Annotated in this window: 20 protein-coding genes; 6 read left to right on the top strand and 14 right to left on the bottom strand. The window is 34.1% G+C overall.

From position 1 onward, the window contains the following. Window positions 1–11: 11 nt before the first annotated feature. The 3 genes from FQU23_RS10665 (at window position 12) to FQU23_RS10675 (ending at window position 3,095) form a co-directional block, all read left to right on the top strand. Window positions 12–1,049, top strand: a complete 1,038-nt coding sequence (locus tag FQU23_RS10665) for a formimidoylglutamase (protein ID WP_147673809.1) — start codon at window positions 12–14, stop codon at window positions 1,047–1,049. A gap of 132 nt (window positions 1,050–1,181) precedes the next feature. Then, window positions 1,182–2,441 carry a DEAD/DEAH box helicase gene (locus FQU23_RS10670; RefSeq protein ID WP_147673810.1) on the top strand — a complete coding sequence of 420 codons (1,260 nt, stop codon included), beginning with the start codon at window positions 1,182–1,184 and terminating at the stop codon, window positions 2,439–2,441. Between the two features lie 177 nt (window positions 2,442–2,618). Next, complete coding sequence (locus tag FQU23_RS10675) at window positions 2,619–3,095, top strand: Hsp20/alpha crystallin family protein (RefSeq protein WP_245181107.1); 477 nt, start codon at window positions 2,619–2,621, stop codon at window positions 3,093–3,095. Between the two features lie 87 nt (window positions 3,096–3,182). Here the strand turns inward: FQU23_RS10675 and FQU23_RS10680 are convergent, their stop codons facing one another. The 4 genes from FQU23_RS10680 to aroC form a co-directional block, all read right to left on the bottom strand. Then, window positions 3,183–5,396 (bottom strand): response regulator, encoded by a 2,214-nt coding sequence (locus tag FQU23_RS10680; protein WP_147673811.1) that lies wholly within the window; start codon window positions 5,394–5,396, stop codon window positions 3,183–3,185. Between the two features lie 260 nt (window positions 5,397–5,656). Next, window positions 5,657–6,937 (bottom strand): dicarboxylate/amino acid:cation symporter, encoded by a 1,281-nt coding sequence (locus FQU23_RS10685; RefSeq protein ID WP_147673812.1) that lies wholly within the window; start codon window positions 6,935–6,937, stop codon window positions 5,657–5,659. A gap of 80 nt (window positions 6,938–7,017) precedes the next feature. After that, entirely contained in the window at window positions 7,018–8,298 is a 1,281-nt protein-coding gene (locus FQU23_RS10690) for a dicarboxylate/amino acid:cation symporter (RefSeq protein ID WP_147673813.1), read from the bottom strand. 81 nt (window positions 8,299–8,379) lie between these two features. Next, window positions 8,380–9,450: a chorismate synthase gene (gene aroC, locus FQU23_RS10695; RefSeq protein WP_147673814.1), complete on the bottom strand. Its 1,071-nt coding sequence runs from the start codon at window positions 9,448–9,450 to the stop codon at window positions 8,380–8,382. Between the two features lie 485 nt (window positions 9,451–9,935). On the opposite strand from aroC, the gene FQU23_RS10700 reads away from it, so the two are divergent. Beyond that, window positions 9,936–10,445, top strand: coding sequence for a hypothetical protein (locus FQU23_RS10700; protein ID WP_132111187.1), 510 nt, complete (start codon window positions 9,936–9,938; stop codon window positions 10,443–10,445). A 48-nt stretch (window positions 10,446–10,493) separates the two neighbouring features. On the opposite strand, the gene FQU23_RS10705 is transcribed toward FQU23_RS10700, so the two are convergent. The 9 genes from FQU23_RS10705 to FQU23_RS10745 all read right to left on the bottom strand — a co-directional run bounded on the left by FQU23_RS10705 (window position 10,494) and on the right by FQU23_RS10745 (window position 21,124). Further along, the gene (locus tag FQU23_RS10705; RefSeq protein WP_147673815.1) at window positions 10,494–10,922 is read right to left on the bottom strand and encodes a protease complex subunit PrcB family protein; all 429 of its coding nucleotides are present in this window, start codon (window positions 10,920–10,922) and stop codon (window positions 10,494–10,496) included. A gap of 27 nt (window positions 10,923–10,949) precedes the next feature. Further along, complete coding sequence (bshA, locus tag FQU23_RS10710; RefSeq protein ID WP_147673816.1) at window positions 10,950–12,119, bottom strand: N-acetyl-alpha-D-glucosaminyl L-malate synthase BshA; 1,170 nt, start codon at window positions 12,117–12,119, stop codon at window positions 10,950–10,952. 100 nt (window positions 12,120–12,219) lie between these two features. Further along, the gene (locus FQU23_RS10715) at window positions 12,220–15,222 is read right to left on the bottom strand and encodes a glycoside hydrolase family 3 N-terminal domain-containing protein (RefSeq protein WP_147673817.1); all 3,003 of its coding nucleotides are present in this window, start codon (window positions 15,220–15,222) and stop codon (window positions 12,220–12,222) included. Window positions 15,223–15,239: 17 nt separating this feature from the next. Beyond that, window positions 15,240–15,722: an ABC transporter ATPase gene (locus FQU23_RS10720; RefSeq protein WP_147673818.1), complete on the bottom strand. Its 483-nt coding sequence runs from the start codon at window positions 15,720–15,722 to the stop codon at window positions 15,240–15,242. A gap of 43 nt (window positions 15,723–15,765) precedes the next feature. Continuing rightward, window positions 15,766–16,557 carry a (Fe-S)-binding protein gene (locus tag FQU23_RS10725; protein WP_147673819.1) on the bottom strand — a complete coding sequence of 264 codons (792 nt, stop codon included), beginning with the start codon at window positions 16,555–16,557 and terminating at the stop codon, window positions 15,766–15,768. 81 nt (window positions 16,558–16,638) lie between these two features. Continuing rightward, complete coding sequence (locus FQU23_RS10730; protein ID WP_147673820.1) at window positions 16,639–17,976, bottom strand: (Fe-S)-binding protein; 1,338 nt, start codon at window positions 17,974–17,976, stop codon at window positions 16,639–16,641. 5 nt (window positions 17,977–17,981) lie between these two features. Next, window positions 17,982–18,947, bottom strand: a complete 966-nt coding sequence (locus FQU23_RS10735; RefSeq protein ID WP_147673821.1) for an MlaD family protein — start codon at window positions 18,945–18,947, stop codon at window positions 17,982–17,984. Window positions 18,948–18,995: 48 nt separating this feature from the next. After that, on the bottom strand, window positions 18,996–20,177 hold the full coding sequence (locus tag FQU23_RS10740) for an N-acetylmuramoyl-L-alanine amidase (protein WP_245181108.1): 1,182 nt from the start codon (window positions 20,175–20,177) through the stop codon (window positions 18,996–18,998). Window positions 20,178–20,347: 170 nt separating this feature from the next. Next, window positions 20,348–21,124, bottom strand: coding sequence for an N-acetylmuramoyl-L-alanine amidase (locus FQU23_RS10745; RefSeq protein WP_147673822.1), 777 nt, complete (start codon window positions 21,122–21,124; stop codon window positions 20,348–20,350). A 75-nt stretch (window positions 21,125–21,199) separates the two neighbouring features. Here FQU23_RS10745 and FQU23_RS10750 point away from each other — a divergent pair, with 75 nt between their 5' ends. Together FQU23_RS10750 and FQU23_RS10755 are read left to right on the top strand one after the other, a co-directional pair. Further along, window positions 21,200–23,953: a putative LPS assembly protein LptD gene (locus tag FQU23_RS10750; protein WP_147673823.1), complete on the top strand. Its 2,754-nt coding sequence runs from the start codon at window positions 21,200–21,202 to the stop codon at window positions 23,951–23,953. 63 nt (window positions 23,954–24,016) lie between these two features. After that, window positions 24,017–24,397, top strand: coding sequence for a RidA family protein (locus tag FQU23_RS10755; protein WP_147673824.1), 381 nt, complete (start codon window positions 24,017–24,019; stop codon window positions 24,395–24,397). Here FQU23_RS10755 and FQU23_RS10760 read toward each other — a convergent pair. After that, window positions 24,378–24,752, bottom strand: coding sequence for a methylglyoxal synthase (locus tag FQU23_RS10760; protein WP_147673825.1), 375 nt, complete (start codon window positions 24,750–24,752; stop codon window positions 24,378–24,380). The genes FQU23_RS10755 and FQU23_RS10760 overlap by 20 nt on opposite strands. Window positions 24,753–24,754 lie beyond the last annotated feature (2 nt).

A 24,754-nucleotide genomic window follows, 5' to 3' on the forward strand; every position in this document is an offset into this window, starting at 1 on the left:
TTTTTCTTTTTATGGAAAAGCTTCTGCCTTTTACAACGAACGACCTAGCCAAAATCACTAACCATAGAAGTGGTGAAATTAAATTTGGAGAAAAAATGATTACGGTCCCTAAAGGAGTGGATCCTATTACATTTTTACAAACCGCTGAAGCAAAATATGTTCTGGTAGGAATTCCAGAAGACATAGGTATAAGAGCTAATTTTGGTAGACCTGGTGCAGCCTCAGCATGGGACAACGCTATTAAAAACATAGCTAATATTCAGCACAATCGTTTTTGTAAAGGGAGTCAAATTATAGTTCTAGGCCGAATTAATGTTTGTGAAGAAATGAAAGAAGTCGAACATTTAGACTTCCATGATATCGATGATCGCTCAAAGCTAAGTCAATTAGTAGAAAAAATTGACAAAGACGTTTCTCATATTATTTTTAATATTATCAAGGCTGGCAAAACACCTATAATAATTGGCGGAGGCCACAATAATTCCTATGGTAATATCAAAGGTACCGCTCTAGCAAAAGGAAAACCAGTAAATGCCATTAATTTTGACGCTCATTCTGACTTTAGAATTCTGGAAGGACGTCATAGCGGCAACGGTTTTTCATATGCCTACGAAGAAGGTTTTCTTAAAAAATATTTTGTTTTTGGATTGCATGAAAATTATACTTCCAAAAGTGTTTTAGATCTAATTAAAAAAACAGAGGATCGCGTGCGTTACAATACCTACGATAGTCTGGCGATAAGAAGGGAAAAAGAGTTTAACCAAGAAATGATAACTGCCCTTGAATTTATAAAAACGGATTGTTTTGGAATCGAAATTGACTTAGATGCTATTCCAAACATCGCTAGCAGCGCTATGACTTTGAGTGGCTTCTCGGTAGAAGAACTTAGACAATTCATTTCTTTTTTCGCTAGCAATAAAAACGCTTCTTATATACATATATGTGAAGGAGCACCTGACTTAGCTGAAGATAAAAACAGCCATTTGATAGGCAAACTAATTGGATATTTAGTTACTGATTTTATAAAAGCGAATAATACAGCAAGATAATCCACCTCTTACATTCTTTTATTCCAGCCACAAAACCGTTAGAGCATTAGCGCTATATGAGCATAAAAAATAATAACACTATCTTTGCAAAACTATCCTTGCACTTAATACGGGATATTTAATTTCAAAAATATGTTATTCGAAGATTTATCACTTTCAAAAAGTATACAAAGAGCCGTATATGAACAAGGCTATACAAACCCCACTCCCATTCAAGAACAATCCATTCCGCTAGTATTAGCAGGAAAGGATGTAATAGGTTGTGCACAAACTGGAACCGGTAAAACAGCAGCTTTTGCTATACCAATTATACATCAATTACACCGTATTGTAGGCTCTTCAAAAAAAGCAAAACAAATTCGTGCATTAGTAGTTACACCAACACGTGAACTAGCAGTTCAAATTGGTCAAAGTTTTGACACGTATGCAAAATATACGAATTTAACACAACTGACTATTTTTGGTGGTGTTTCTCAAAATCCACAAGTTGATGCTTTAAGAAGTGGTGTTGATATTTTAATTGCAACTCCAGGAAGATTACTTGATTTACACAAACAAGGTTTTATTGACTTAGATCATTTGCATGTACTAATACTTGATGAAGCTGATCAAATGCTGGATATGGGATTTGTAAACGATGTAAAAAAGATTGTAAAACTGACTCCTAAAAACAGACAAACTTTGTTTTTCTCTGCCACCATGCCAATGGCTATCCGCGAACTGGCTGAAATGTTTTTAACAAACCCAGAAACAGTAACAGTATCTCCCGTTTCCTCTACTGCAGAAAATGTAGAGCAACACGTATATTTTGTTGAAAAAACAGAAAAACGAAACTTGTTATACCATTTGATTAAGAATCAAGATTTATCTGATGTGTTAGTATTTTCAAGAACGAAACATGGCGCAGATAATGTAGTAAAAGCATTGCATAAAAACGGAATTGCCGCTGAAGCCATTCATGGCGATAAATCGCAAAATGCGAGACAACGTGTTTTGGATGCATTTAAAAATAAAGAAGTTGGTGTATTAGTAGCAACTGATATTGCAGCTAGAGGAATCGATATTGACCAATTACCATTTGTCATTAACTTTGATTTACCCAATATCCCTGAAACCTACGTTCACCGAATAGGAAGAACTGGACGTGCAGGAAATGGCGGAGTGGCTATTTCATTCTGTAGTAAAGATGAGCACGGCTACTGGAAAGACATACAAAAATTAATAAAAGTTGATGTTAAAACTGTTAACGATCATCCTTACCCCTGGCATTCTGGAAGTCCTGAGACTGCTCCAGGACAATCAAACAAACCGAAAAACTCAAACAGAAGTGGTGGTGCTCATAAGTCAAGAAAATCAGATGCTTCTAAACAAAATAAAAAACGCTGGTACTAAATTAGAATCAAATCTAATTAACGAGCTGTAAGAAATACCTTTTCCCATTATGGAAAAAGGTGTTTTTTTTTTAAGTAAACACTTGTTAACCAGTTAATTAACTTCAAATCTTAACAACCAAGCTATCATTTTCTGTAACTTAGTTAAATAATAAAATAACCTTTAAACTTATAAATTATGGAAACTTTAGTAAAAAGAAATGGATTTGTACCCTTAGTAACTAGTGCATTTATGCCTACTGTAAATTCATTCTTTGATGATTTTGCAGGACGAGATCTTATGGACTGGACAGACAGAAGTTTTTCTACCATGGGAAGCAATTTACCCTCAGTAAACTTAAAAGAAACTGATAAAAAAATTAATATTGAATTGGCTGCGCCAGGCTTGAAAAAAGAGGATTTCAAAGTTGAAATTGAAAATAACATGATTTCTATCTCCTCAGAAAAAGAAGAAGAGAAAGAAGAAACACGAAAAAAAGATAATTATTATCGAAAAGAATTTAATTATCAAGCCTTCAGAAGATCTTTCAGTTTACCGGATTATGCTGATGAAAATAATATTAATGCAAACTACAAAGATGGAATCCTTCACGTAGAAATCGCTAAAAAAGAAGGCGCTAAGAAAAAAATCGCTAAGACTATTGCCATTAAATAAAATAGGACAAAAAAGTCTAAAATGTAATCATTCGCAAAGTCATTTGAAATTAAAATGGCTTTGTGATTTTTATTGGAATAGGAACGGCTAACTCACAGGAATTTCAGTTTCCTTGAATATAAGTTGGTTCATTGTTCTAACTAATAATTCCGATGCAAATGGCTTGATGATTACATCATTCATTCCTGCAGAAAGTGCTTCTTCTAAAACTTCTTCTTTATCAAAAGCGGTTAGGGCTATAATGGGTGTGATTATTCCATTTTTACGAATTCTTCTCGTAGTTTCAAACCCGTTCATTACTGGCATGTTTATGTCCATTAATACAATGTCGAATTCTTCGTTTTCAAGGATTTTTAAGGCTAAAAATCCTGAATCAACAACCCTACATGCAAAATTGTTTTTTTCGATAATCTTCCTCGTTACTATTTGATTTATCGAATTATCATCGATCACCAAAACTCTGAAAACTTGAGCTTCTGAAAGATCAACTTCGATGTTATTTATTAACTTTTTAGTTTTAATAGGATCCCAATCGAATGCTATTGTAAATGTAAAGGTAGCTCCTTGCCCTAATTTACTCTTGAGAGAAATTGTACTGTTAAACAAAGTTAACAATCGTTTGACAATCGACAATCCCAGACCTGTCCCTTGATAATCAATTTCCTTTCTACCAATTTGAACAAAGGTATCGAATATTTTTTCCTGATCTTCTTCGGCAATTCCAACACCCGTATCTTTAATACTAAATTCAACAAAATGAATTCGGTCTTCAACTTTAATTAATGTAGCATTAATGTTCACTACACCATCTTGCGTAAACTTCAAAGCGTTACTCACTAAATTGATCAAAATTTGGGAAAACCTTAATTTGTCACCAATTAAATATTCAGGAATTGCGGGATCAATAGTAAGAGCTATTGAATTATTATGACTCTTTGCAATGAATGATAATGAGTTTTTAATCATATTAATTTCATCGGCGACATTAAAAGTCAAGCTTTCGAGTATAATCCTATTTTCTTCAATTTTATTTATTTGAAGTACATCATTCACTAGTGACAATAGATATCTTGCAGAAAATTTAAGAGAACCTAAGTGTGGACTATTGACCAATTCCTTATGCTCCTCTAACAGCATGTTTGTAATTCCTATAACTCCATATAAAGGAGTTCGCAATTCATGACTAATCGTTGATACAAACTGAGATTTTAAATACGAGGCTTCTTCCGCTTTCTCTTTTGCCGCTGACAAATCATTATTTGCAATTGTAAGTTCTTCATTCTTTTCCTTCTTGAATTTATAATTTTTATAAACACTATATAGCAATAGTAGAACTACCGTTAATGCAATTACAAATAAGGCAACAATAATTCTTGACTTTTGTATGCTTATAGATTGTAAGTTTTTTTCGCTTTCTATTGCATCAACCTTTCTTTTATATTCATCTAATTCGATATTAACACCTACTACATTTGCCCTATTAAGTTTGTCAACGTCTTCTAGTTCTTTTTTGACCAAATTATACAAAACTAAATTTTCGTAGGCTTTTTTAAAATCTCCCTTTTTCTTTAATAATTTAGCATACTCTTCGTATGCATAAGGTAAATCAGATTTATCACCAGCTTCTTTTCCGGATTTGATTGCTTTTATAAAGAACGATTCCGCTTTATCAAATTCTAATTTACGGGTAAAAAACATTCCATTTAGCATATTTACGGCTAGAATTGTCCCGTTGCCATGATATTCATTTTGATGCTTAGTAATAAAATCCAAATATGGCTTTCCTTCATTAAATTTATCTTTATAAAAATAAGCCCAGGTAATATTCACTTTTGTTATATATATCCCGATGGTATCGGAAATTTTATAACTGTAATTTAATGATTTTTTATAATAGCTTAATCCTTCGTCCATATTGTTTAATCCGAAACAATACGCATTCCCTAAGTTATTATTTAACGAATTCTTGATTGTATCATTATCTGTTTTATCAGCATGGAAAAGTCCTTTCTTATAATAAAAAATTGCTTTATCAACTTCTGCTAGTTCTTCATAATTTGCTGCAATTGTATTATATGATTTAGCTATAAGGTAATCATCATTTCGATCTATAGCGTACTGCAATGCTACTCTTGCTGTAGATAAGGATTTATCGTATTTAGATTGCCTCAAGTTTTTAGCAGCCTCTACCGTTAATTGTAAAATTACCTTTCTAGAAGGTGCAGGAGTTTTAGCTACAGGAACATAGCTAAAGACATTTAACGAAAAAAAACAAAATAAAAATATTCGTATATGGAGCATAAATTGTTTTTGAGTATCAAATATACATTTATATAATTGAGCATCAACATTTACATCAAATAAATAGTAAGAAATTACACGAAATAATAAAAATCAATATTGTCAAGCAAATCTAACAACCAAGTTTAAAATGAACATTAAAACTTAAGTAAAAATAAAAAGCCGTTCAGCACAATTACAATCAAGATATACCATCTTAAATAAATGTACCGAACGGCTTATTTTATACCAATTACAAAAGAATCTACATGAGAATCTCTCTAAAAATCTTTAGGATGATGCAACTTTCCTACTGATTTTGCCACTATAGTAGCAATTGTAGAATCACTCGTTATATTCACAACAGTTCTACACATATCTAAAGGTCTATCAATGGCAAAAATTAGAGCCAATCCCGCTTCGGGAATTCCAGCTTGCCCTAAAACAATAACTAGCATTACCATTCCGGCACTGGGAACTGCGGCAGAACCAATAGAGGCTAAGGTTGCCGTCACCACAATCATCAACTGCGTATTTAAATCTAAGGGATTCGGAAGCATTGCTTGCGCAATAAAAATGGCAGCGACAGCCTGATAAAGACTGGTCCCATCCATATTTACCGTAGCACCTAGAGGAAGTACAAAGCTCGAAACTTCTTCATCTACACCTACATGTTCAGTCACACATTCCATCGTTACTGGCAAAGTTGCTGCACTTGAACTCGTCGAAAACGCTAACAACTGAGCTGGCGCAATCGCCTTGAAAAATTTTATTGGATTTACTTTTGCAAAAACCATCAACAAAGTAGGATAAAAGATAAAAGTCATTATTAATAGACCTAACACAACGGTCAATCCATAAATACCCAAAGCTCGTAAGGTACTAAAATCAGGGATTTCGACCATTAAAGAAGCCATCAATGCAAAAACACCATATGGTGAAAAAAGCATTATAATGTCGATTATTTTCATAATTACATCATTCAACCCTTTAAAAAAGTCAACAACAGGCTTAGCTTTACTTTCCTCAATTAAAATAAGTCCGATACCTAGAAGGATTACAAAAAGGATAACCTGTAGCATACTTCCATTATCACTCAAAGCTTGGAAAAAATTATCTGGTACGATATCAACAAGTGGTTGAAGTGGACCGCTTTGTTTGGCGCTTTCTGCCATCTCGATTTTTTGAGAAGCATCTACAGCAAAATTCTTTAGTAAACTTTCTCTGGATTCTTGATTAATATACCTTCCCGGCTTGATCAAATTAGCTAATCCTAAACCAATACTAACAGCAACTACCGTTGAGCCTAGGTAAAACAGAACTGTCCTACCGCCTAGTTTTGAGAGCTTTGCAATATCCTTTAGATCCGCTAATCCTACTATCAATGAAACCACAATTAATGGAACCGCGATCATCTTAAGAAGATTTATAAAAATAGTTCCAAAAGGTTTAATCCAATCGACAACAATCCCTTTCTGTTCCAGATTCTTCATCAATAATCCAAAAAGCAATCCTAATATCATTCCAATTAGGATTTTCCAATGCATCGCAAGTTTTTTCATGTTTTTAAGTTTTTTTTAGCGGTCAAGCCATATATCCATAAACAAAAAACTCCTCAAATGCGAGGAATTTTTAGTGTGTTTTATTCTATAGAAACTTCATCTATTTGAGTGTTTTCTTCCCATTGCCCTACCACCGAAGTAGCAATCGCATTTCCTAAAACATTAGTAGCACTTCTAAACATATCGCAAAAGTGATCTATTGGCAAAATTAAAGCAATTCCTTCAATTGGTATATCAAACATACCACAAGTAGCGGCAACTACAACTAAACTTGCTCTTGGTACACCTGCAATACCCTTACTAGTAAGCATCAGTACCAGCAACATTGTCATCTGAGTTCCTATATCTAAATCGATACCATAGGCTTGTGCAATAAAAATACTAGCAAAAGTCATATACATCATACTCCCGTCAAGATTAAACGAATATCCTAAAGGAAGCATAAAAGAAACAATTTTATCTTTTACTCCAAAGCGTTCTAACTCCTCTGTTAATTTTGGGAAAACTGCTTCGCTACTTGTTGTCCCAAAAGCAATAACCAGTGGACTTACAATTCTTTTAAGGAGCACAGTCATCCTACTTTTCAAAAAGAGATAACCCACTAGAATTAAAACTACCCACAAGGATGAAATTCCAATTAAAAAAGAACCAAAGAATTTGAAATACGTAATTGCTAGTTCCTGGAAATCTCTAACTGCAAAAACACCTGCAATTGCTCCGAATACTCCTATTGGTGCAAAATTCATCACATAATTTACCATTTTCAAAATGATATGCGACATTTTATCTAATGCAGTGATTACGGGCTTAACATGATCCCCTATTGATGCGGCAGCCAATCCAAAGAAAATAGAAAAAACGACTATCTGTAAAATTTCATTAGTTGCCATTGCCTCAAAAACACTTTTCGGAACAATATGTTCAATAAAATTTTCGAATGAAATACTTTGCGTTTTTGCTGCTACTTCTGACGCTGAACTCATATCCACATCAGATAAATTCAAACCTATTCCTGGTTTTAAAGCGTTGACAAAAAACATACCTAATAATAGTGATATAAATGACGCTGTAAAAAACCAACCAAGTGCTTTACCACCAATTCTTCCTACAGCAGACACATTTCCTAATTTTGCAATCCCTACTACTAATGTGGTAAAAACTAAAGGAGAAATAATCATTTGTACTAATCTGATAAAAACTGTCGCTAGAATCTTTACTTTAGTACTAAAAGCTGTAGCAGCTTCTGGAGAAATTGTGTTATGTATTATAATTCCTAATACAGCTCCTAATAGCATTGCTATTAATATTTGACCTGTAAGCCCTTTAAAAAAAGACTTTTTCTCCACTGGTGTAGCATTCATTGGCTTTAAATTGGTTTAGATTTTATTTTGTGAGTATGATAATACCGATTTTAACGCTATAATTAAACTGCGCTTAAAATCTTAGATGTTTTTATTATAAGTTTTATTGATCAAATAAAAGTCGGCCAAAACAATTGCTGCCATTGCTTCAACAATAGGTACTGCACGTGGAACTACACAAGGATCATGACGTCCCTTTCCTGTCATTTCAGTAATAGTGCCTTGATTGTCTAATGATTCTTGTTTTTGCATTATGGTAGCTACCGGCTTAAAAGCAACACTGAAATAAATGTCCATACCATTACTAATACCGCCTTGAATGCCGCCAGAAAGATTTGTTCTAGTAGTTCCGTCAGTATTGTATAAATCGTTGTGCTCGCTACCTTTCATTTTCGCACCACAAAATCCGCTTCCATATTCAAACCCTTTAACGGCATTGATAGAAAGCATCGCTTTACCAAGTTCAGCATGTAGTTTGTCAAAAACAGGTTCACCTAAACCAACTGGAACGTTTTGAATTACGCAAGTAACAGTTCCGCCTACAGTATCTCCTTGTTTGCGAATTTCACGTATGTACTCTTCCATAATTACTGCCGATTCTTCATCAGGACAGCGAACTGGATTGTTTTCAGTTTTTGAAAAATCTAAATTTTGATACGGTTTTTCTAAAAAAATAGGGCCTACAGAGGAAACGTAGGCATTAATTTTAATATCTGGCATCATTTGCTTAGCAATTGCACCTGCTACTACTCTACTTGCTGTTTCGCGTGCAGAACTACGTCCGCCACCACGGTAATCACGTACTCCGTATTTTTTTTCATAAACATAATCGGCATGACTAGGTCTATAATTGTCTTTTATATGAGAGTAATCGTCTGATTTTTGATTTGTATTTGGTATAATAAATCCGATAGGAGTACCTGTTGTTTTTCCTTCAAAAATACCGGATAAAAACTGGACATCATCCGGTTCTTTTCGTTGTGTAACTATGGCAGATTGACCTGGTTTTCTTCTAGACATTTCAAGTTGAATAGCCTCTAAATCTAATGCTATTCCTGACGGACAACCGTCAATTATTCCGCCTAATGCTTCTCCGTGCGATTCTCCAAAAGTGGTTATTCTAAATAGGGTTCCGTAGCTATTTCCTGCCATTATAAAAAGTTTGGAACAAATGTAATATTTTAGTTGAAAGATTAAAAGTTTAAAGTTTAAAGTTTTCCTTCACAATGATAATATTAATCACTTTAATTGAATTATATCGTTAATTTATTAACCTTACTCTTATGTTAAGACCTCTTTAATTCCATAATGTACTAAAATTTAAATTAGAATCATATAAAAAAGCAAATACGCAAGCTATTACCCCTATTGGAAAGCTAATTTTTTTTAGCCTTAAAAAATCTACTACAAATGAAATAAAAAAGCACAATTGTAGCGTTTTACGCCTAATTTACACTGGACGCTGAAATATTTAACATTTTTTTAATAATCAATAATAACAGAGTCAATCTCCTGACAACCAGTAAAAACGCCACTATCCAACCTAAATAAAGTGTGAATTTTGAAACATTTAACAATTATAGTATAAATTTAACGTTCCCATTTCGTTGTATCTTTGCAACAACAAATATCTACTTATGAAAAAAATTATTTTATCTGCTTTTATGCTAGTTGGATTAGCATTTAGCGCACAGGCACAAGACATCTCTAAAAATGCATTAGGTCTACGTTTAGGAGACAGTGGAGGTTTCGGAACTGAAATCAGTTATCAAAGAGCTTTAGGTAGCAACAATAGACTTGAACTTGATTTAGGTTGGAGAAATAGAAAAGATTATAATAATGACAACTACGATGACAATGCAATCAAACTTGCTGCTTTGTACCAATGGGTATGGAATATTGATGGTGGTTTCAACTGGTATGCAGGTGTAGGTGGAGGAGTAGGAACATTCGGTAGAGATTACTATGACAATCGTAACTACAATAACGAAGCTTTTGTTTTTGCTGCAGGTGATATCGGAATCGAATATAATTTTGATATTCCATTGTTGATCTCTTTAGATTTCAGACCTGAATTTGGTGGAAGTGGATACTACAACAACAATTACGGTTCTGATATCGCTTTGGGAGTTAAATTCCAATTCTAATCTTAGAATACATTATATAAAAAATGCCGCTAGAAATAGCGGCATTTTTTATTTTATAATAATATCTTTTTTAGAATTGATTTTAACAACACAAAATGGATAAGTAATCGCTTGAATTACCATTGCACCAGGCTCTGGAATACTCTCTTTTACATTTATAATGATATTTTTATCGGTTTCTACTGCGCTTTCCACTCCTACCGCATAACCTCCAGAAGTTTTTTCGCCCATATTCAGAATTAAAAAATTTGACTTCTGAACATCCAGAGCCGAAATCTTATCTTTCAACAATTCATCGTTTTGCAACATTTTTATCTCGTTTGGCTCCGTCAAAATCTCATAGAAATGAATATTCCCTCCACCATCAGATTGTTGTATCAAGACTTCATACAAAGGTCTTTTTCCAGCGTCGACTATAGCTTTAGATCCGCAAGAGACTACTAGAAAAATAACTAACAAATACGTGATTTTTTTCATTGGATTGTTTTAGATAACTTCAAAAATCTATTCCGTTTTTGATTGATTCAAAAACTTATTTTTTTTCATATATTTCTTAATCGCCTTTTCATATATTTCTACATACAATGGCAAAATATTTTTAATATCAAATTTCTTCGCAACTGTTAATGCGTTTTCTTTGAATTTTAAAAGAACTGCATCGTCCTTCAATATTTTTAATGCATTTTCAGCCATTTCATCTGTTTTCCCAACATCAGTCAAATAACCTGAGATTCCTTCGAAATTTACTTCAGAGAGCCCACCTGAATTACTAGAGATGACTGGAACTCCCCAAGCCATCGCTTCTAATGCCGCTAAACCAAAACTTTCCGTCTCCGATGGCAGTAAAAATAAATCAGTATAACTTAAGATTTTATCAATTTCATTACTGTTTCCAAAAAAGATTACTTTGTCTAAAATCCCTAATTCTTGACACAGCTGTTCTGCTTTTTCTTTTTCAGGACCATCACCTACCATCATCAATTTGGCAGGAATTTCTTTTTGAATTTTATAAAATATTTTAATGACATCAGGAATTCTCTTTACTTTTCGAAAATTACTGATATGGGTAATTATTCTTTCTTCTTTTTTTGCCATTACAGAACGGCGGCAAGGAATATTAGGATCTTGGATATTCTTATCTAATTCAATAAAATTAGGTATGACATGAATGTCCTTTTTTATGTTGAATAACTTATAAGTATCTTCTTTTAAACTCTGTGAAACTGAGGTCACCACATCAGATTTATTAATACTGAAACTTACTGCTGGCTTGTAAAAAGGATGATTCCCTACCAAAGTTATATCAGTTCCATGAAGTGTAGTTACCATAGGAATTTCAATTCCCTCGTCTTTCAACATTTGCTTAGCCATATATCCCGCGTAAGCGTGAGGAATTGCGTAATGCACATGTAGCACTTCAATTTTATAAAGTTTCACCATATCGACTAGCTTACTAGACAAGGCTAATTCATAAGGTTGGTAGTGAAATAATGGATACTCAGGAACGTTTACCTCATGGTAATGCACATTGGGATTTAATAATGCTAAACGTACGGGTTGACTGTATGTAATGAAATGAACCTCATGGCCATGACGAGCTAATTCAAGTCCTAGCTCTGTAGCTACAACTCCACTTCCACCAAAGGTAGGATAACAAACTATTGCAATTCTCATGTATTTATTTTAATCTACCGAAATTAAGAAAAATAGGAACGCTATTTTTATAAAAGGGAAAAAGAAATCTATTATTCGTTTTCTGTTTTCAATTACTGACTTACTTTTCGATTGCGTTATATATTATTTCTTGAATATCTTCCCGAATATTTTCTCTTGATAATTTATTTGTGCCGTCTGCTGGGAAGGTTCTATTGGATAAAAAGACATAGACGATTTCTGTTTCTGGATCGGCCCAAGCCATTGTTCCTGTAAATCCTGTGTGTCCAAAACTAGTCATCGAAGCACAACCACAAGTGGGACCTTTATCTCCTAATTGAGGTTTATCAAAACCTACTCCTCTTCTATTTCCTTCCTCACAAAAATAACAGGTATTGAAATCATTGAAAGTTTTTTCAGAGAAATACTGCTTATTCCCATAATTCCCTTTTTGTAGATACAGTTGCATTATTTTGGCTACATCCAAACTATTCGAAAAAATACCGGCATGTCCTCCTACTCCGCCCTCCATAGCTGCTCCCATATCGTGAACATATCCTTGTATCGTTTGCTGACGGAAATAGGTATCGATTTCTGTTGGAGCAATTCGATCTTTAGCCACTCTTTGCAACGGATTGTACATTGTATTATTGGCGCCAAGCGGCTTAAAAAAGTTATCCGTACTTAACTCGTCTAATTTTTTTCCAGTAGTTTTTTCTAGATACTCTTTTAGAATGATAAAAGTGAAGTCACTGTATTTGTATTTTTTTTGCGGAAGCAAACTACTCTCAGCAATCAACTTCATAATAGTGTCATGGTAGTCATTTCTTAAAAAAAGACTGTCGGCCACTTTTGTCGAAAACTGGGCATCCGCAGTTTTTTTATAATATTTTTCTAAAGGATTTCCGTTTTTATCTACGGTAGCTTTATAAAAAGGCATCCACGGTTGCAGTCTCGCATAATGTGAGAGCAATTCCTTGAATGATATGTTTCCCTTATTCGAATTTTTAAATATCGGAAGCATAGCTCCTAATTTCGTTTCCATATTTACTTTTTGCTGGTCGTACTGCAACATGACGTTTGGTAAAGTAGATACGATTTTTGTCAAGGAAGCGACATCATATAAATCATTGTTACTGACTTTAGAACCCTTTTCATAGGTTAGGCCACCAAAAGACTTCTGATAAATAACTTTTCCTTTTCGAGCCACTAAAACCTGCATCCCGGGCGTCATCTTTCCATTAATCGCCTTTTGTGCCACCGATTCAATTTTCGATAAAATTAAAGGATTCATTCCCACATTCTCCGCAGCTGTAAATCCTAATACATTTAATTTCTCTGTGGGAAATCCCGCGTTTGTATTGAAATCTGTGGTAACCGTTACGGGTAATTTTCCTTTGGCCGCAATAGCCCCAAAAATCAGTTCTGCAGTCACTTCCTGAGCAATAGCATTATTTTGATAGGAAACTATTAATCCTTCGATGCCACTAAAATCTTTAACTGTTAATAACGAATATGGATTAGCAAAAGCAGCCACTATAACTTTGTTATTTTTAGCTAAAAAATCAAGTTTCGCTAATTCACTATTGCTAAACTTGTAATTTTTAAAAGGTGTATTAGAGGTGTGGTAGCCCACAACAACCTTGGTGAATTTATTTAATTTCAGCTGTAAACTGTCTAAATTACTATCTGAAACTTCAGTAACTGCTGTATATTTTTTTAAGGTCGAGATAAAACTGCTATTTGTGGCATCACCAATTTTTACATAGGCAATTTTTTCATTTTGCAATTCTTTTATAGGTAATATAGTCTCTTCATTTTTAAGGACAGTCAATGCGCTTTCATACAATTCATACTGCAAGGCATCGTTTTTAGTTTCATTAAGATCTGACACTAAATTATCAATAACAATAGGTTTGAACTTATTAAGACCTGCGATGTATTTGTATTTTAAAATTTTCTTGACAGAGTACGCTAATCTTTTTTCACTAAACAAAGAGTCTTGATAAGCTTTTGTTAAGGTTTGAATCGCCAGAGGAACATTTTCTGGAAACAACAATATATCATTTCCGGCCAAAAATGCTTCTAAGTCAATTTCACCAGGTTGTAAATAATTACTGGCCGCTTTCATGTTCAAAGCATCAGTAAAAATTAAGCCCTTAAAACCTAACTCTTTTTTTAAAACATTAGTCACTACATTATAAGAAATAGAAGATGGATAATTAGGTTTAGACTCTAAGCTAGGTACATTTAAATGAGCGACCATTACAGAGGAAAGGCCTTCTTTGAACATTTGCTTATAAGGGTAAAACTCCATTACATCTAGTCGTTCTTTCGAAAAAGTAATAGTAGGCAATCCTTTATGAGAATCCACTTCGGTATCTCCATGTCCAGGAAAATGCTTTCCAGTAGCAAAAATTCCTTGGTGTTGCATTCCTTTCATCAATGCAATCGCTCTCGTTGCAACATTATACTTGTCTTCACCAAAAGAACGAAAACCAATTATTGGATTATTCGGGTTCGTATTTATGTCTAATACGGGACCAAAATTAAACTGTATTCCGAGACGTTTACTTTGGCGGCCAATTTGCACACCCATTTTTTCTATTAACTTCATATCCTGAACCGCTCCAAGAGTCATGTTCCAAGGATATGCATAAGTTGAATCTAATCGCATACTTAATCCCCATTCGGCATCATTCCCAATAAATAAAGGCGTTTTTGCTCTTGCTTGAAACCTGTTAATTAGCTTTGCTTGTCTAACTGGCCCACCTTGAAAGAAAATCAAGCCCCCCACCTTTGACTCTACAACTAATTTCTCAATAGCGTTTTCATGTGCTTTATCCTTATTCGAATAAGCAGCAACCATAAACAACTGCCCTAAACGTTCATCAAAAGTCATATTTGAATAAATACTATCCACCCATTTCTTCCGCTCTGTAAATAGAGCTATAGGTTCTTGAATGGTATCTGTATCCAATGAATTGTCAACTAAATATTCATCTGCAACAGCAGGAATAGGTGTCAATTTATCTTTTGACTCATTCTTTTTCGTAGTACTACAGCTGGCTACAAAAAAAAATAAGACATAAAGAATATAAATTCTGATGTCTGTATTTTTCATTATGCTATTAAATAATTTTAGAAAAAACGGCTGTGCCAGCTATCGATCGCCGGAACTTCCCATGATTCATTATATTCCTGAATGTTGTTGATTAAATTATTAAAAACCACTGTGTTTTCAGTAACTGCCTTGTCTTTTACCATTTTTTTAAAATCTATTAATGGTTTATGGGCAATATGCTCTCCGAGTTTAAAAGTCACATTCATTTTGTCCAATAGATCAACATTGTATTTCTTTTCCAAAGATTGGATAAATTCAACAGAGGTGTCTATAGAGCAACCTGTCGCTGCCTGAACTTCTTGATCTACCGCTATAATAATAAACCGATTGTATTTTAGTTCAAAAGAAGAAACTAAACTTGTTCCATGGGAAGCCCAGTTTTCTAAAAAAGCTTCCAAATCAGTAGCAATTTCAGCGAACTCAGCATCCGAAAATTTTCTATTGGATTGATAGATCCAAATTTTGGATTCTTCTGGTAAATTTTCAAATGGTACGTACATTTTTTTTTATTTTTTTTAATTTCGAAATTTAGATTCTAAATTTCTATAAATCTTGAGCATTTGCAATTAATTCTGCAATGTCCATCACTTTTACATCACCTTCTTTTTCTTTGTTTTTAATACCATCAGTCATCATCGTATTACAAAACGGACATCCAGCAGCAATTATATCTGGTTTTGTCTCTAATGCATCTTCCGTTCTTTCGATATTAATTTCTTTGTCTCCCGGCTCTGCATCTTTAAACATTTGAGCTCCTCCCGCTCCACAACACAAGCCGTTTGCGCGAGAACGTTTCATCTCCACTAATTCGGCATCCAATTTTTGAATCAATTCTCTAGGCGCTTCATATACATTATTTGCTCTACCTAAATAGCAAGGATCGTGAAAAGTAATTCGTTTCCCTTTAAACTGTCCGCCTTCAATAGTTAGCCTTCCATCATCAAGCAAGGATTTTAAAAACTCAGTATGATGTACCACCTCGTATTTACCTCCTAGTTCCGGATATTCGTTTTTTAAAGTGTTAAAACAATGCGGACAGGCAGTAACTATTTTCTTAGCTTCATAAGCGTTCAACACTTCGATGTTCATCATCGCTTGCATCTGAAACAAGAACTCATTTCCTGCTCTTTTTGCCGGATCACCAGTACAGCTTTCTTCTGTACCCAATACTGCAAAAGGAACATTTGCACGATTTAAAATTCGTACAAATGCCTTTGTTATTTTTTTTGCTCTATCATCAAAACTACCTGCGCAACCTACCCAAAACAATACTTCAGGTTGTTTTCCTTGGGCTAGCATTTCGGCCATTGTTGGCACTATTAAATTCTCTGACATTTTCTATTTTTTTATTCGGTTATTTCACCAACCGGTTATTTGAGAAATAGTTCAATAAACAACTACTTATACTCTACAAATTTAATTTTCGTTTTTCCAATTCAATCTATCTTGTTGATTGTATTGCCAAGGCGCACCATTGTTTTCAATATTGGTCATCATCGCGTTCAAAGGCATCGGAGCAGCACTTTGCTCCATAACTAGGTAACGACGCATGTCCATGATGATAGATAATGGACTAATATTTACAGGACATTCTTCGACACATGCATTACAGGAAGTACAAGCCCAAAGTTCCTCTGGAGTAATATAATCATTCAATAATGTTTTGTTGTCTGGAATAAAAATACCTTTATTAGCATCAATATTTTTCCCTACCTCTTCCATTCTATCTCTGGTGTCCATCATGATCTTGCGAGGAGATAGTTTTTTACCCGTTATATTAGCAGGACAAGCAGAAGTACATCTACCACACTCCGTACAAGTATATGCGTTTAACAATTGTACCCAATTTAAATCCTGAATATCGCTGGCTCCAAACTTCGCAGGAACTTCGCCCTCCGCAGGCGCTGGTGCTGCCGCAAATGGATCAGCGTTAGGATCCATCATCATTTTAACTTCTTTAGTTACCTCTTCTAAGTTATTAAACTGTCCTAGTGGATTTAAATCAGCAAAGTAAGTGTTTGGAAAAGCCAATAAGATGTGTAGGTGTTTTGAGAAGTACAAATAGTTCATAAAAACTAAAATCCCAATAATATGCAACCACCATGACGCTTCAAAAATTAGCATCACTAACTCATTTGACATTCCGTTAAATAATGGCTCGATGAACTGACTAATAGGAAAAGAACCAGCTTGTATAAAATGAGAAAAGCCTCCAGGTACATTTTGCAAATGCAAATCAGTGGCATTCATTAATAAAAACAAGGTCATCAAGACTACTTCAAAATAAAGAATGTAGTTAGCATCGTTTTTTGGGAATCCTGTTAGATCCTTATTTATGAATCTTTTTAATTTTACAACATTTCTTCTAATCCAGAAAACACTAACCGCTACAAGTACTAAAACCGCCAATATTTCAAATGAGGCGATTAAAACATCATAAGTAGTGCCTAAAAAAGCAAAAACGCGGTGCGTCCCAAATAAACCGTCAATAATAATTTCCAACAACTCAATATTGATAATTATAAAACCTAAATAAACAACAATATGAAGTATTCCCGCAACTGGTCGTTTCACCATTTTTGACTGCCCAAGAGCAATCATAGCCATGTTTTTCCAGCGTGCAGCAGGGTTATCTTTTCTATCTATCTCAATACCTAGATTTATGTTTCTTTTTATTTTTAAGATGTTAGCAAAAAAATATCCAAATCCGATTATTAATAATAGGGCAAATAAAATATTGTCTAGATAGCTCATAGTTGCTAGTTTTTTTCTTTTGAAATAGTATCAGTTACAGGTGCTACATAGGGTTTGTTTTTCTTTCCAAAAAGAGAAACGTTTACATATCTAGTAGGATAAAGTCTAACATCTTGCAGTAAAAGCTCTAGTTCTCTCGAAGTTTTCGTCAAGTTGGCATACAATGCATCATCATTCAACAATTTACCCATGGTACCGTTTCCAGATTTTAATCCATTCATGAGACCGTCAACTTTTGCCAATGTTTGGTTTAGATTGCGCACCGATTTACCTAAATCTGCTTTGTTTAAAGAGTCGGAAATTTTAGCAAAATTGCCAGAGACCTTATTGAAATTAGTTACCACTCCTTTTATTTGAGTTTTGTTTTCATCAAGAATAGTATTCATACTTAATGAAGCTTTATGAAACTGCTCCATAGTTTTGCTCAATTCAGCTAAACTAACCCTCAGATCTTCCTGTGCTTTCTGATCTAAAACATTATTAATTCCTGTAATTAGATTATCGGCATTAGCCATAACTTTATCTAATTTTTCTTGAAGCGGAACGAGTTTATCAGCAACTTTGTCAGTAAGTCCCAACCTAATCACACCCTGAAGCCTTTCGCCATCTAAGGCTAAAGTCTTATCATTAAAATTATGTTCAATCGCGATTTGTTTTCCGCCAATAAAACCAGGCTCGTAAATTGCCGCTATACTTGATTTCGAAATAGGAAAATCCGATTTTATTTGCAGTTCTACTAACAAATTCCCTGTGCTCTCATCGATCGTAATTGCAACAACTCTACCTATTTCTAAACCATTTAATGTAACTGGGGCCGAAGGGGCTAAACCTTCTACGGTTTTGTATTCGACATATAATATCTTATAGCTGCTTAAAAGGTCTCTCCCTTTTAAAAAACTATATCCCCAAATAAATAATAATATCGATGCAATTACTAGAATTGCAGTTTTAATTTCTCTCGTTAATTTCAAAATGTAAGTATTTTGGACAAATTTAATATAAAATAATTGAACTTCTTGTTATTTAATCGCTTCTTGGATACTAATCTTCTTGCCATTTTTAAAAGCAATCAGAAAAGCAGAATCATAGCCTTTTGCCTTAGCCTCCTCTAAAAGATTCCTAGACTTTTCATAATCAGTCGTTTCACCATACATATATTTATAGACTTTACTTCCGTAATCTATTGATATATTTTTCAAACCTTTAAAATTCCTAGGGTGTAAATCCAATTTTCTACTACTTGCTGAAATTTGAACCTTGAAAAGAACCTGCGAACTATCTATTTTAGACGCTGCTTTTCTATCTTCAGCAGCTTGTGGAACTTCTTTAACTCTAGTCGTAGCTCTTCCACTATCATTAGCCGAACTTTCATTGCTTCTTTGCGAAGATCTAACTTCAGGAGTATCTATACTTCCGGTACCGTAATATTCATTTTTATAACTAATTATTGCAGTAGCAATAGCCTTAGCAATTTCATTTTGACCTGATTCTGAGTCTAATATTTTTCCTTCTGCAGGATTAGAGATAAACCCCATTTCGACTAAAACTCTTGGCATATACGCTTTATGCAATACCATAAACGGAGCTTGTTTTACTCCGCCGCCTCTTACTTTTTTATCAAGTGTTGCAAATTCATTTTCGATTTTACTGGCTAGCGAAATACTGTTTTCAAGGTATTCCTCTTGCATCAAGGTCATTCCTATCATTGTTTCTGGAGAATTCGGGTCGAAACCTTCATACTTTGTTTTATAATCTTTCTCTAATGTAATTACAGAATTCTCTTTCTTAGCCGCTTCTAAATTTGAAGCAATTTTATTCATACCCATAACATAGGTTTCGGTTCCATAAGCAGCAGTATTTCTGTTTGCGTTACAATGAATAGAAACGAAAATATTAGCATTAGCTCTATTGGCAATATTGGCTCTTTCGACTAAATCTACAAAAACATCCGTTTTTTTTGTATAAATAACGTCTATTTTAGGATGTGCCTCCAATAACTTACCGACTTTAAGCACTACTGCCAAAGCAATATTTTTCTCTACATGACCACCATAGACAGCGCCAAAATCATGACCACCATGACCTGCATCCAAGGTAACTTTAAAATTAGTGTTTTGACCATAAGAAATGCTGCTAATTAAAAATGCGAAAACTACTACTACTTTTAAAGCACTATACTTATTACTTTTTATCAATTTCAAAATTTAGATTTTTTTTACAAATTTAATTATTCTTACTAACAACATCAAACTATTAAGACAAGACTTTGATTTAATTCGAAATCACTGTATAAGCGTCAAGATAGCTAAGAATTTAAACTTCTAATTATATTATTTAGACTATTGTAATGAAATATGTTATTTCCAGTCCATCAAAGTCCAAAATACTTTTTCTTGTATGCAATTATTGCATTTGCGATTTGTAACGCCATTTCATCTTGGCCAGCTTCAGAATTTAAATACTCACCTTCCTCTTTATTTGATAAAAAACCGAGTTCGATTAGAACACTTGGCATGTAAACAGCGTCTAAAACCCAAAGTGGTTGCTGTTTAATTCCCCTCGAGTTTCTGCTTAAGTTGTTTGTAAAGTTATCTTGAACCTCGGTGGCTAACATAATACTGTTGCTTAAATTCTCTTCTTGCAACATAGTCAATCCAATCAAGGATTCCGGTTTAGCTGGATCAAAACCCTGATAGGTATCTTTAAAATTCTCCTCTAATAAAATTACGGAATTTTCCCTTTTTGCTACCTCTAAATTTAAATCACTTCGAGACATTCCCATCACAAAGGTTTCTGTGCCATGAGGCAGATAATTTTTCACTGCGTTACAATGAATAGAAACAAAGGCGTTACCATTTGCTTTATTAGCAATTTTCGGCCTTTTTGCTAATTCAATAAAAACATCAGTAGTTCTTGTATAAATAACAGTAAAGCCAGGTGTTTTTTCTAAATAACTTCCTACTTTTAGCGTCGTTTTTAACACAATATCCTTCTCGACAAATCCATGGTGCGAATTCCCAGGATCTTTACCACCATGACCCGCATCTAAAATGACAGTGAAATTTTGATTATCTTGAGAAAACACACAAGTATTACTAAACGCTATCAAAATAGCTATCAAAATAAAACTATAATAATTGAGTTTCATATGTTAAAGTTAATTTTAATGGAACACTAATCTTAAATTTATTTGATTATTTTTGCCCACAAATAATCTGTAAGTTTGACACTTCAAAAAACAGGCCGTAATTTTACAAAAATAGCATTTAAACCTTTGCAGACAAACTTATTTAATATCGTTTTAGTATCATTATTCCTGTCAATGGGATATGCCAATATATATTCTCAAGAGCTACCCAAAAAAACGACCGCTATTACTGCTAAAAAACAAGCAGACAGTTCTACTTTAGGAACTAAGAAAAATGATGTTTCTATTTTAGATCTGAAAAAAGAAACAGATACCATTATTGTAAAAGATACAATCAAGCAAAAAAAAGCTTTTCTTGACGGAAAGGTAAAATATAAGGCTAACCAATATGCCAAGATCGATCAAAAGAAAAAACTGATTACCTTATACGATAAAGCAGAACTCTATTATCAAGATGTGGAACTGAAGGCTGGAATAATTGTAATGGATTACGAAAAAAATGAAGTTTATGCCGGTAGAATAAAGGATTCTACAGGGAAATTCACTCAATATCCTAATTTTAAACAAGCCGAAAATGTCGTGGAGCCCGATTCTATTCGTTTCAATTTTAAGACACAAAAAGCTTTAATCTATAATTCAAGATCCAGTCAAGGAGAATTTAAAATAAAAGCAGAAATTACGAAAAAGGAAAATGATTCCGTTTATTTCTTAAAAGGGGCACGATTCACCACTTCGGCTGATGTCGATAATCCGGAATATTATTTTCAAACGAATAAAGTTAAATTTATTCCAGGAAAGAAAGTAATCACCGGTTTGACTAATATGGTAATTGCTAATGTACCGACTCCGATAGCTTTACCATTTGCTTATTTCCCCATGAGTAAGGAAACTAGCATTTCTGGAATTATTTTACCTAGTTATAATGATTCTAACGATAGAGGTTTCTCCTTACAAAACGGTGGTTATTATTTTGCTTTAAACGACCATTATGATCTTACTGTTTTAGGTGATTATTATACAAACGGTAGTTACGGAATGCGTTTTGAATCCTCTTATGCAAAAAGATATGCTTTTCGAGGGAATATAAATTTCCGATTTGAGAATCTAATCAGCAGTGAGCGTGGCTATCCAGATTATTCGAAGCAAAATATATACAATTTACAATGGTCGCATTCTAGAGATTCAAAAGCAAATCCAAATTCTAGTTTTTCAGCCTCGGTAAACCTTGGAAGCAGTAAGTATTTTAAGCAATCGATAAATCAGGCGAATATTGGTTCGAATCTTAATAACACTTTGAACTCTTCTATTTCCTATTCTAAAACTTTCCAGACTGCTCCTCAAGTAAGAATGTCATTGTCTGCCACCCATTCGCAAAACACGCAAACAGAGCAAATTAATATGACGCTGCCTACACTTCAACTTAGTGTAGACCGAATTTATCCTTTCGCCGGAAAAAACGACATTAAAAAAGGCTTTTTCAAAAATATAAATTTGCAGTATAATTTAAATGGCCGAAACACAATAACTACAACTGATTCGCTTTTCTTCAAACCACAAATGTTTAGAGATGCTAAGTTGGGAGTACAACACAGCATCCCTTTAAGCACAAATTTTAAATTGTTTAAATACTTTAGCGCATCGACCGCTTTAAATTATGAAGAAGTTTGGTATGCCAAAACAATTCAAAGAAGCTATGATTCAGACCAAAGCGCAGTTGTCGATAAAATTGTAAGCGGTTTTGACGCCTTTAGAACGTACTCTTTTTCCTCTAGTGTAGGGACTACTATTTATGGTACTTTTAATTTTGGCGAAGACAAAAAAATTAAATCAGTTCGGCACGTCATGAGACCTTCTGTTTCTTATGGTTATACTCCAAGTTTCGAAAAATACTATGATACTTATGCTTCTGATGCCAGCGGAACGATTATAAAGCAATATTCTCGTTTTGAAAGCGGAATCTTTGGAGCGCCAGGACTAAGTAACTCTAACAATATTGGATTTGACTTAAGCAATACCTTTGAAGCAAAAGTAACGGATAAGGACAGTACTAAAGTAGAAGCAAAAAAAATAATGCTACTTAATAATTTAAATCTATCCACGAGTTACAATCTAGATGCCGACGGAGTAACATCTCTTGCTTGGTCACCAGTTCGAGTTAGCGGTGGAACACAATTATTTGCCAATAAAATGAATGTCAATTTTGGTGCAACCTTAGATCCTTACGCGATCGACAATTCTGGTAATAGAATCGCAGTTTATAATATTGACAACGGCGGTAGCTTATTTAGAATGACAAGTGCTAATTTGACTATGAACTATTCCATATCCAGCTCAGAAAAGGATAAAAACAAAAAAGATAAAAACGAACAAAGTCAAAGAAATGGTGGTCGTGAGGATGATCTTTTTGGTTCCAATACAGTCTTGAATGATACTCGAAAAAGTCAATTTGACGGTGCTGAAGAAGCGGGTGAAGATAAAATTGCAGAATTTTTTAATAACAAATTACCATGGGATATGACTTTTGCCTACTCTCTAACTTATGGAAACAACAACCGAGAGAAAAAAATTATAGGAAATTCTATAATGATATCTGCTAATACTGACTTGACTCCAAAATGGAAAGCAGGGATATCTACCGGTTATGATTTTGTACAAAACGGAGTTACCTTTACACAGCTTCGTTTTGAGCGCGACTTGCTTAGTTGGAGAATGGATTTCAACTGGACTCCTTTTGGAACAAATGCTAACTGGGGATTCTTCATTGGGATAAAATCAGGAGTGCTAAGCGATATCAAATGGGATAAACGAAGCACCAATACTTCGCGCTAAGCCTCTATTTCTCTTTTGATTACAACTACTATAATTCATTAGAAAACCACTAAATACATTTTTATGAAAAAGATAATTTTCACTGATAAAGCTCCGGCGCCAATAGGTCCTTACAATCAAGCGGTACTTAAAGGAGACACACTTTATGCTTCTGGGCAAATCGCTATTAATCCTACTACAGGTGCCCTAGTTTTAGAAACGATTGAGGCAGAAACTGCTCAAGTAATGAAAAACATGAAAGCCGTACTAGATGCTGCTGGAATGACTTTTGAAAACATCGTTAAAACGACAATTTTCATCATGGACATGAATGACTTTGGAAAAATAAATACCGTTTACGGTTCTTATTTCAATGAAAAAACCGCTCCAGCTCGTGAAACGGTTCAAGTGGCTTGTTTGCCAAAAAACGTAAATGTAGAAATTTCTATGATTGCAATTCTATAGCTTGTAATAGCAATTGAGCAGTTGCTTCGTTTGTAGCTATTGGTACATTGTGTACATCGCATACGCGAAGCAACATGTTTATATCAACCTCATGAGCATGACTAGCCATTGGGTCTTTAAAGAATAAAACCATTTTAGTCTTACCTTCGGCTACACGAGCCGCAATTTGTGCATCACCTCCCAAAGGACCTGAAAGCATCTTTTTTACTTTAAATCCCGCTTTTTCACACTTACTACCAGTAGTTCCAGTAGCAATCAATTTAATGTTCACGTGTTGTAATATGTCCGTGTTTTTATTTAGAAACTGGACCATATCTGCTTTTTTTCCATCGTGAGCAATAATAGCAATTTCCATAG

The organism is Flavobacterium sp. XN-5 (assembly GCF_008033395.2).
Classification (GTDB): Bacteria; Bacteroidota; Bacteroidia; order Flavobacteriales; family Flavobacteriaceae; genus Flavobacterium; species Flavobacterium hiemivividum.

What these genes read in the sequence shown, in the direction of transcription:
- FQU23_RS10665 (WP_147673809.1), top strand. Translation starts at nt 12, where the DNA reads ATGGAAAAGCTTCTGCCTTTTACAACGAACGACCTAGCCAAAATCACT.
- FQU23_RS10670 (WP_147673810.1), top strand. Translation starts at nt 1,182, where the DNA reads ATGTTATTCGAAGATTTATCACTTTCAAAAAGTATACAAAGAGCCGTA.
- FQU23_RS10675 (WP_245181107.1), top strand. Translation starts at nt 2,619, where the DNA reads ATGGAAACTTTAGTAAAAAGAAATGGATTTGTACCCTTAGTAACTAGT.
- FQU23_RS10680 (WP_147673811.1), bottom strand. Translation starts at nt 5,396, where the DNA reads ATGCTCCATATACGAATATTTTTATTTTGTTTTTTTTCGTTAAATGTC.
- FQU23_RS10685 (WP_147673812.1), bottom strand. Translation starts at nt 6,937, where the DNA reads ATGAAAAAACTTGCGATGCATTGGAAAATCCTAATTGGAATGATATTA.
- FQU23_RS10690 (WP_147673813.1), bottom strand. Translation starts at nt 8,298, where the DNA reads ATGAATGCTACACCAGTGGAGAAAAAGTCTTTTTTTAAAGGGCTTACA.
- aroC (WP_147673814.1), bottom strand. Translation starts at nt 9,450, where the DNA reads ATGGCAGGAAATAGCTACGGAACCCTATTTAGAATAACCACTTTTGGA.
- FQU23_RS10700 (WP_132111187.1), top strand. Translation starts at nt 9,936, where the DNA reads ATGAAAAAAATTATTTTATCTGCTTTTATGCTAGTTGGATTAGCATTT.
- FQU23_RS10705 (WP_147673815.1), bottom strand. Translation starts at nt 10,922, where the DNA reads ATGAAAAAAATCACGTATTTGTTAGTTATTTTTCTAGTAGTCTCTTGC.
- bshA (WP_147673816.1), bottom strand. Translation starts at nt 12,119, where the DNA reads ATGAGAATTGCAATAGTTTGTTATCCTACCTTTGGTGGAAGTGGAGTT.
- FQU23_RS10715 (WP_147673817.1), bottom strand. Translation starts at nt 15,222, where the DNA reads ATGAAAAATACAGACATCAGAATTTATATTCTTTATGTCTTATTTTTT.
- FQU23_RS10720 (WP_147673818.1), bottom strand. Translation starts at nt 15,722, where the DNA reads ATGTACGTACCATTTGAAAATTTACCAGAAGAATCCAAAATTTGGATC.
- FQU23_RS10725 (WP_147673819.1), bottom strand. Translation starts at nt 16,557, where the DNA reads ATGTCAGAGAATTTAATAGTGCCAACAATGGCCGAAATGCTAGCCCAA.
- FQU23_RS10730 (WP_147673820.1), bottom strand. Translation starts at nt 17,976, where the DNA reads ATGAGCTATCTAGACAATATTTTATTTGCCCTATTATTAATAATCGGA.
- FQU23_RS10745 (WP_147673822.1), bottom strand. Translation starts at nt 21,124, where the DNA reads ATGAAACTCAATTATTATAGTTTTATTTTGATAGCTATTTTGATAGCG.
- FQU23_RS10755 (WP_147673824.1), top strand. Translation starts at nt 24,017, where the DNA reads ATGAAAAAGATAATTTTCACTGATAAAGCTCCGGCGCCAATAGGTCCT.
- FQU23_RS10760 (WP_147673825.1), bottom strand. Translation starts at nt 24,752, where the DNA reads ATGGAAATTGCTATTATTGCTCACGATGGAAAAAAAGCAGATATGGTC.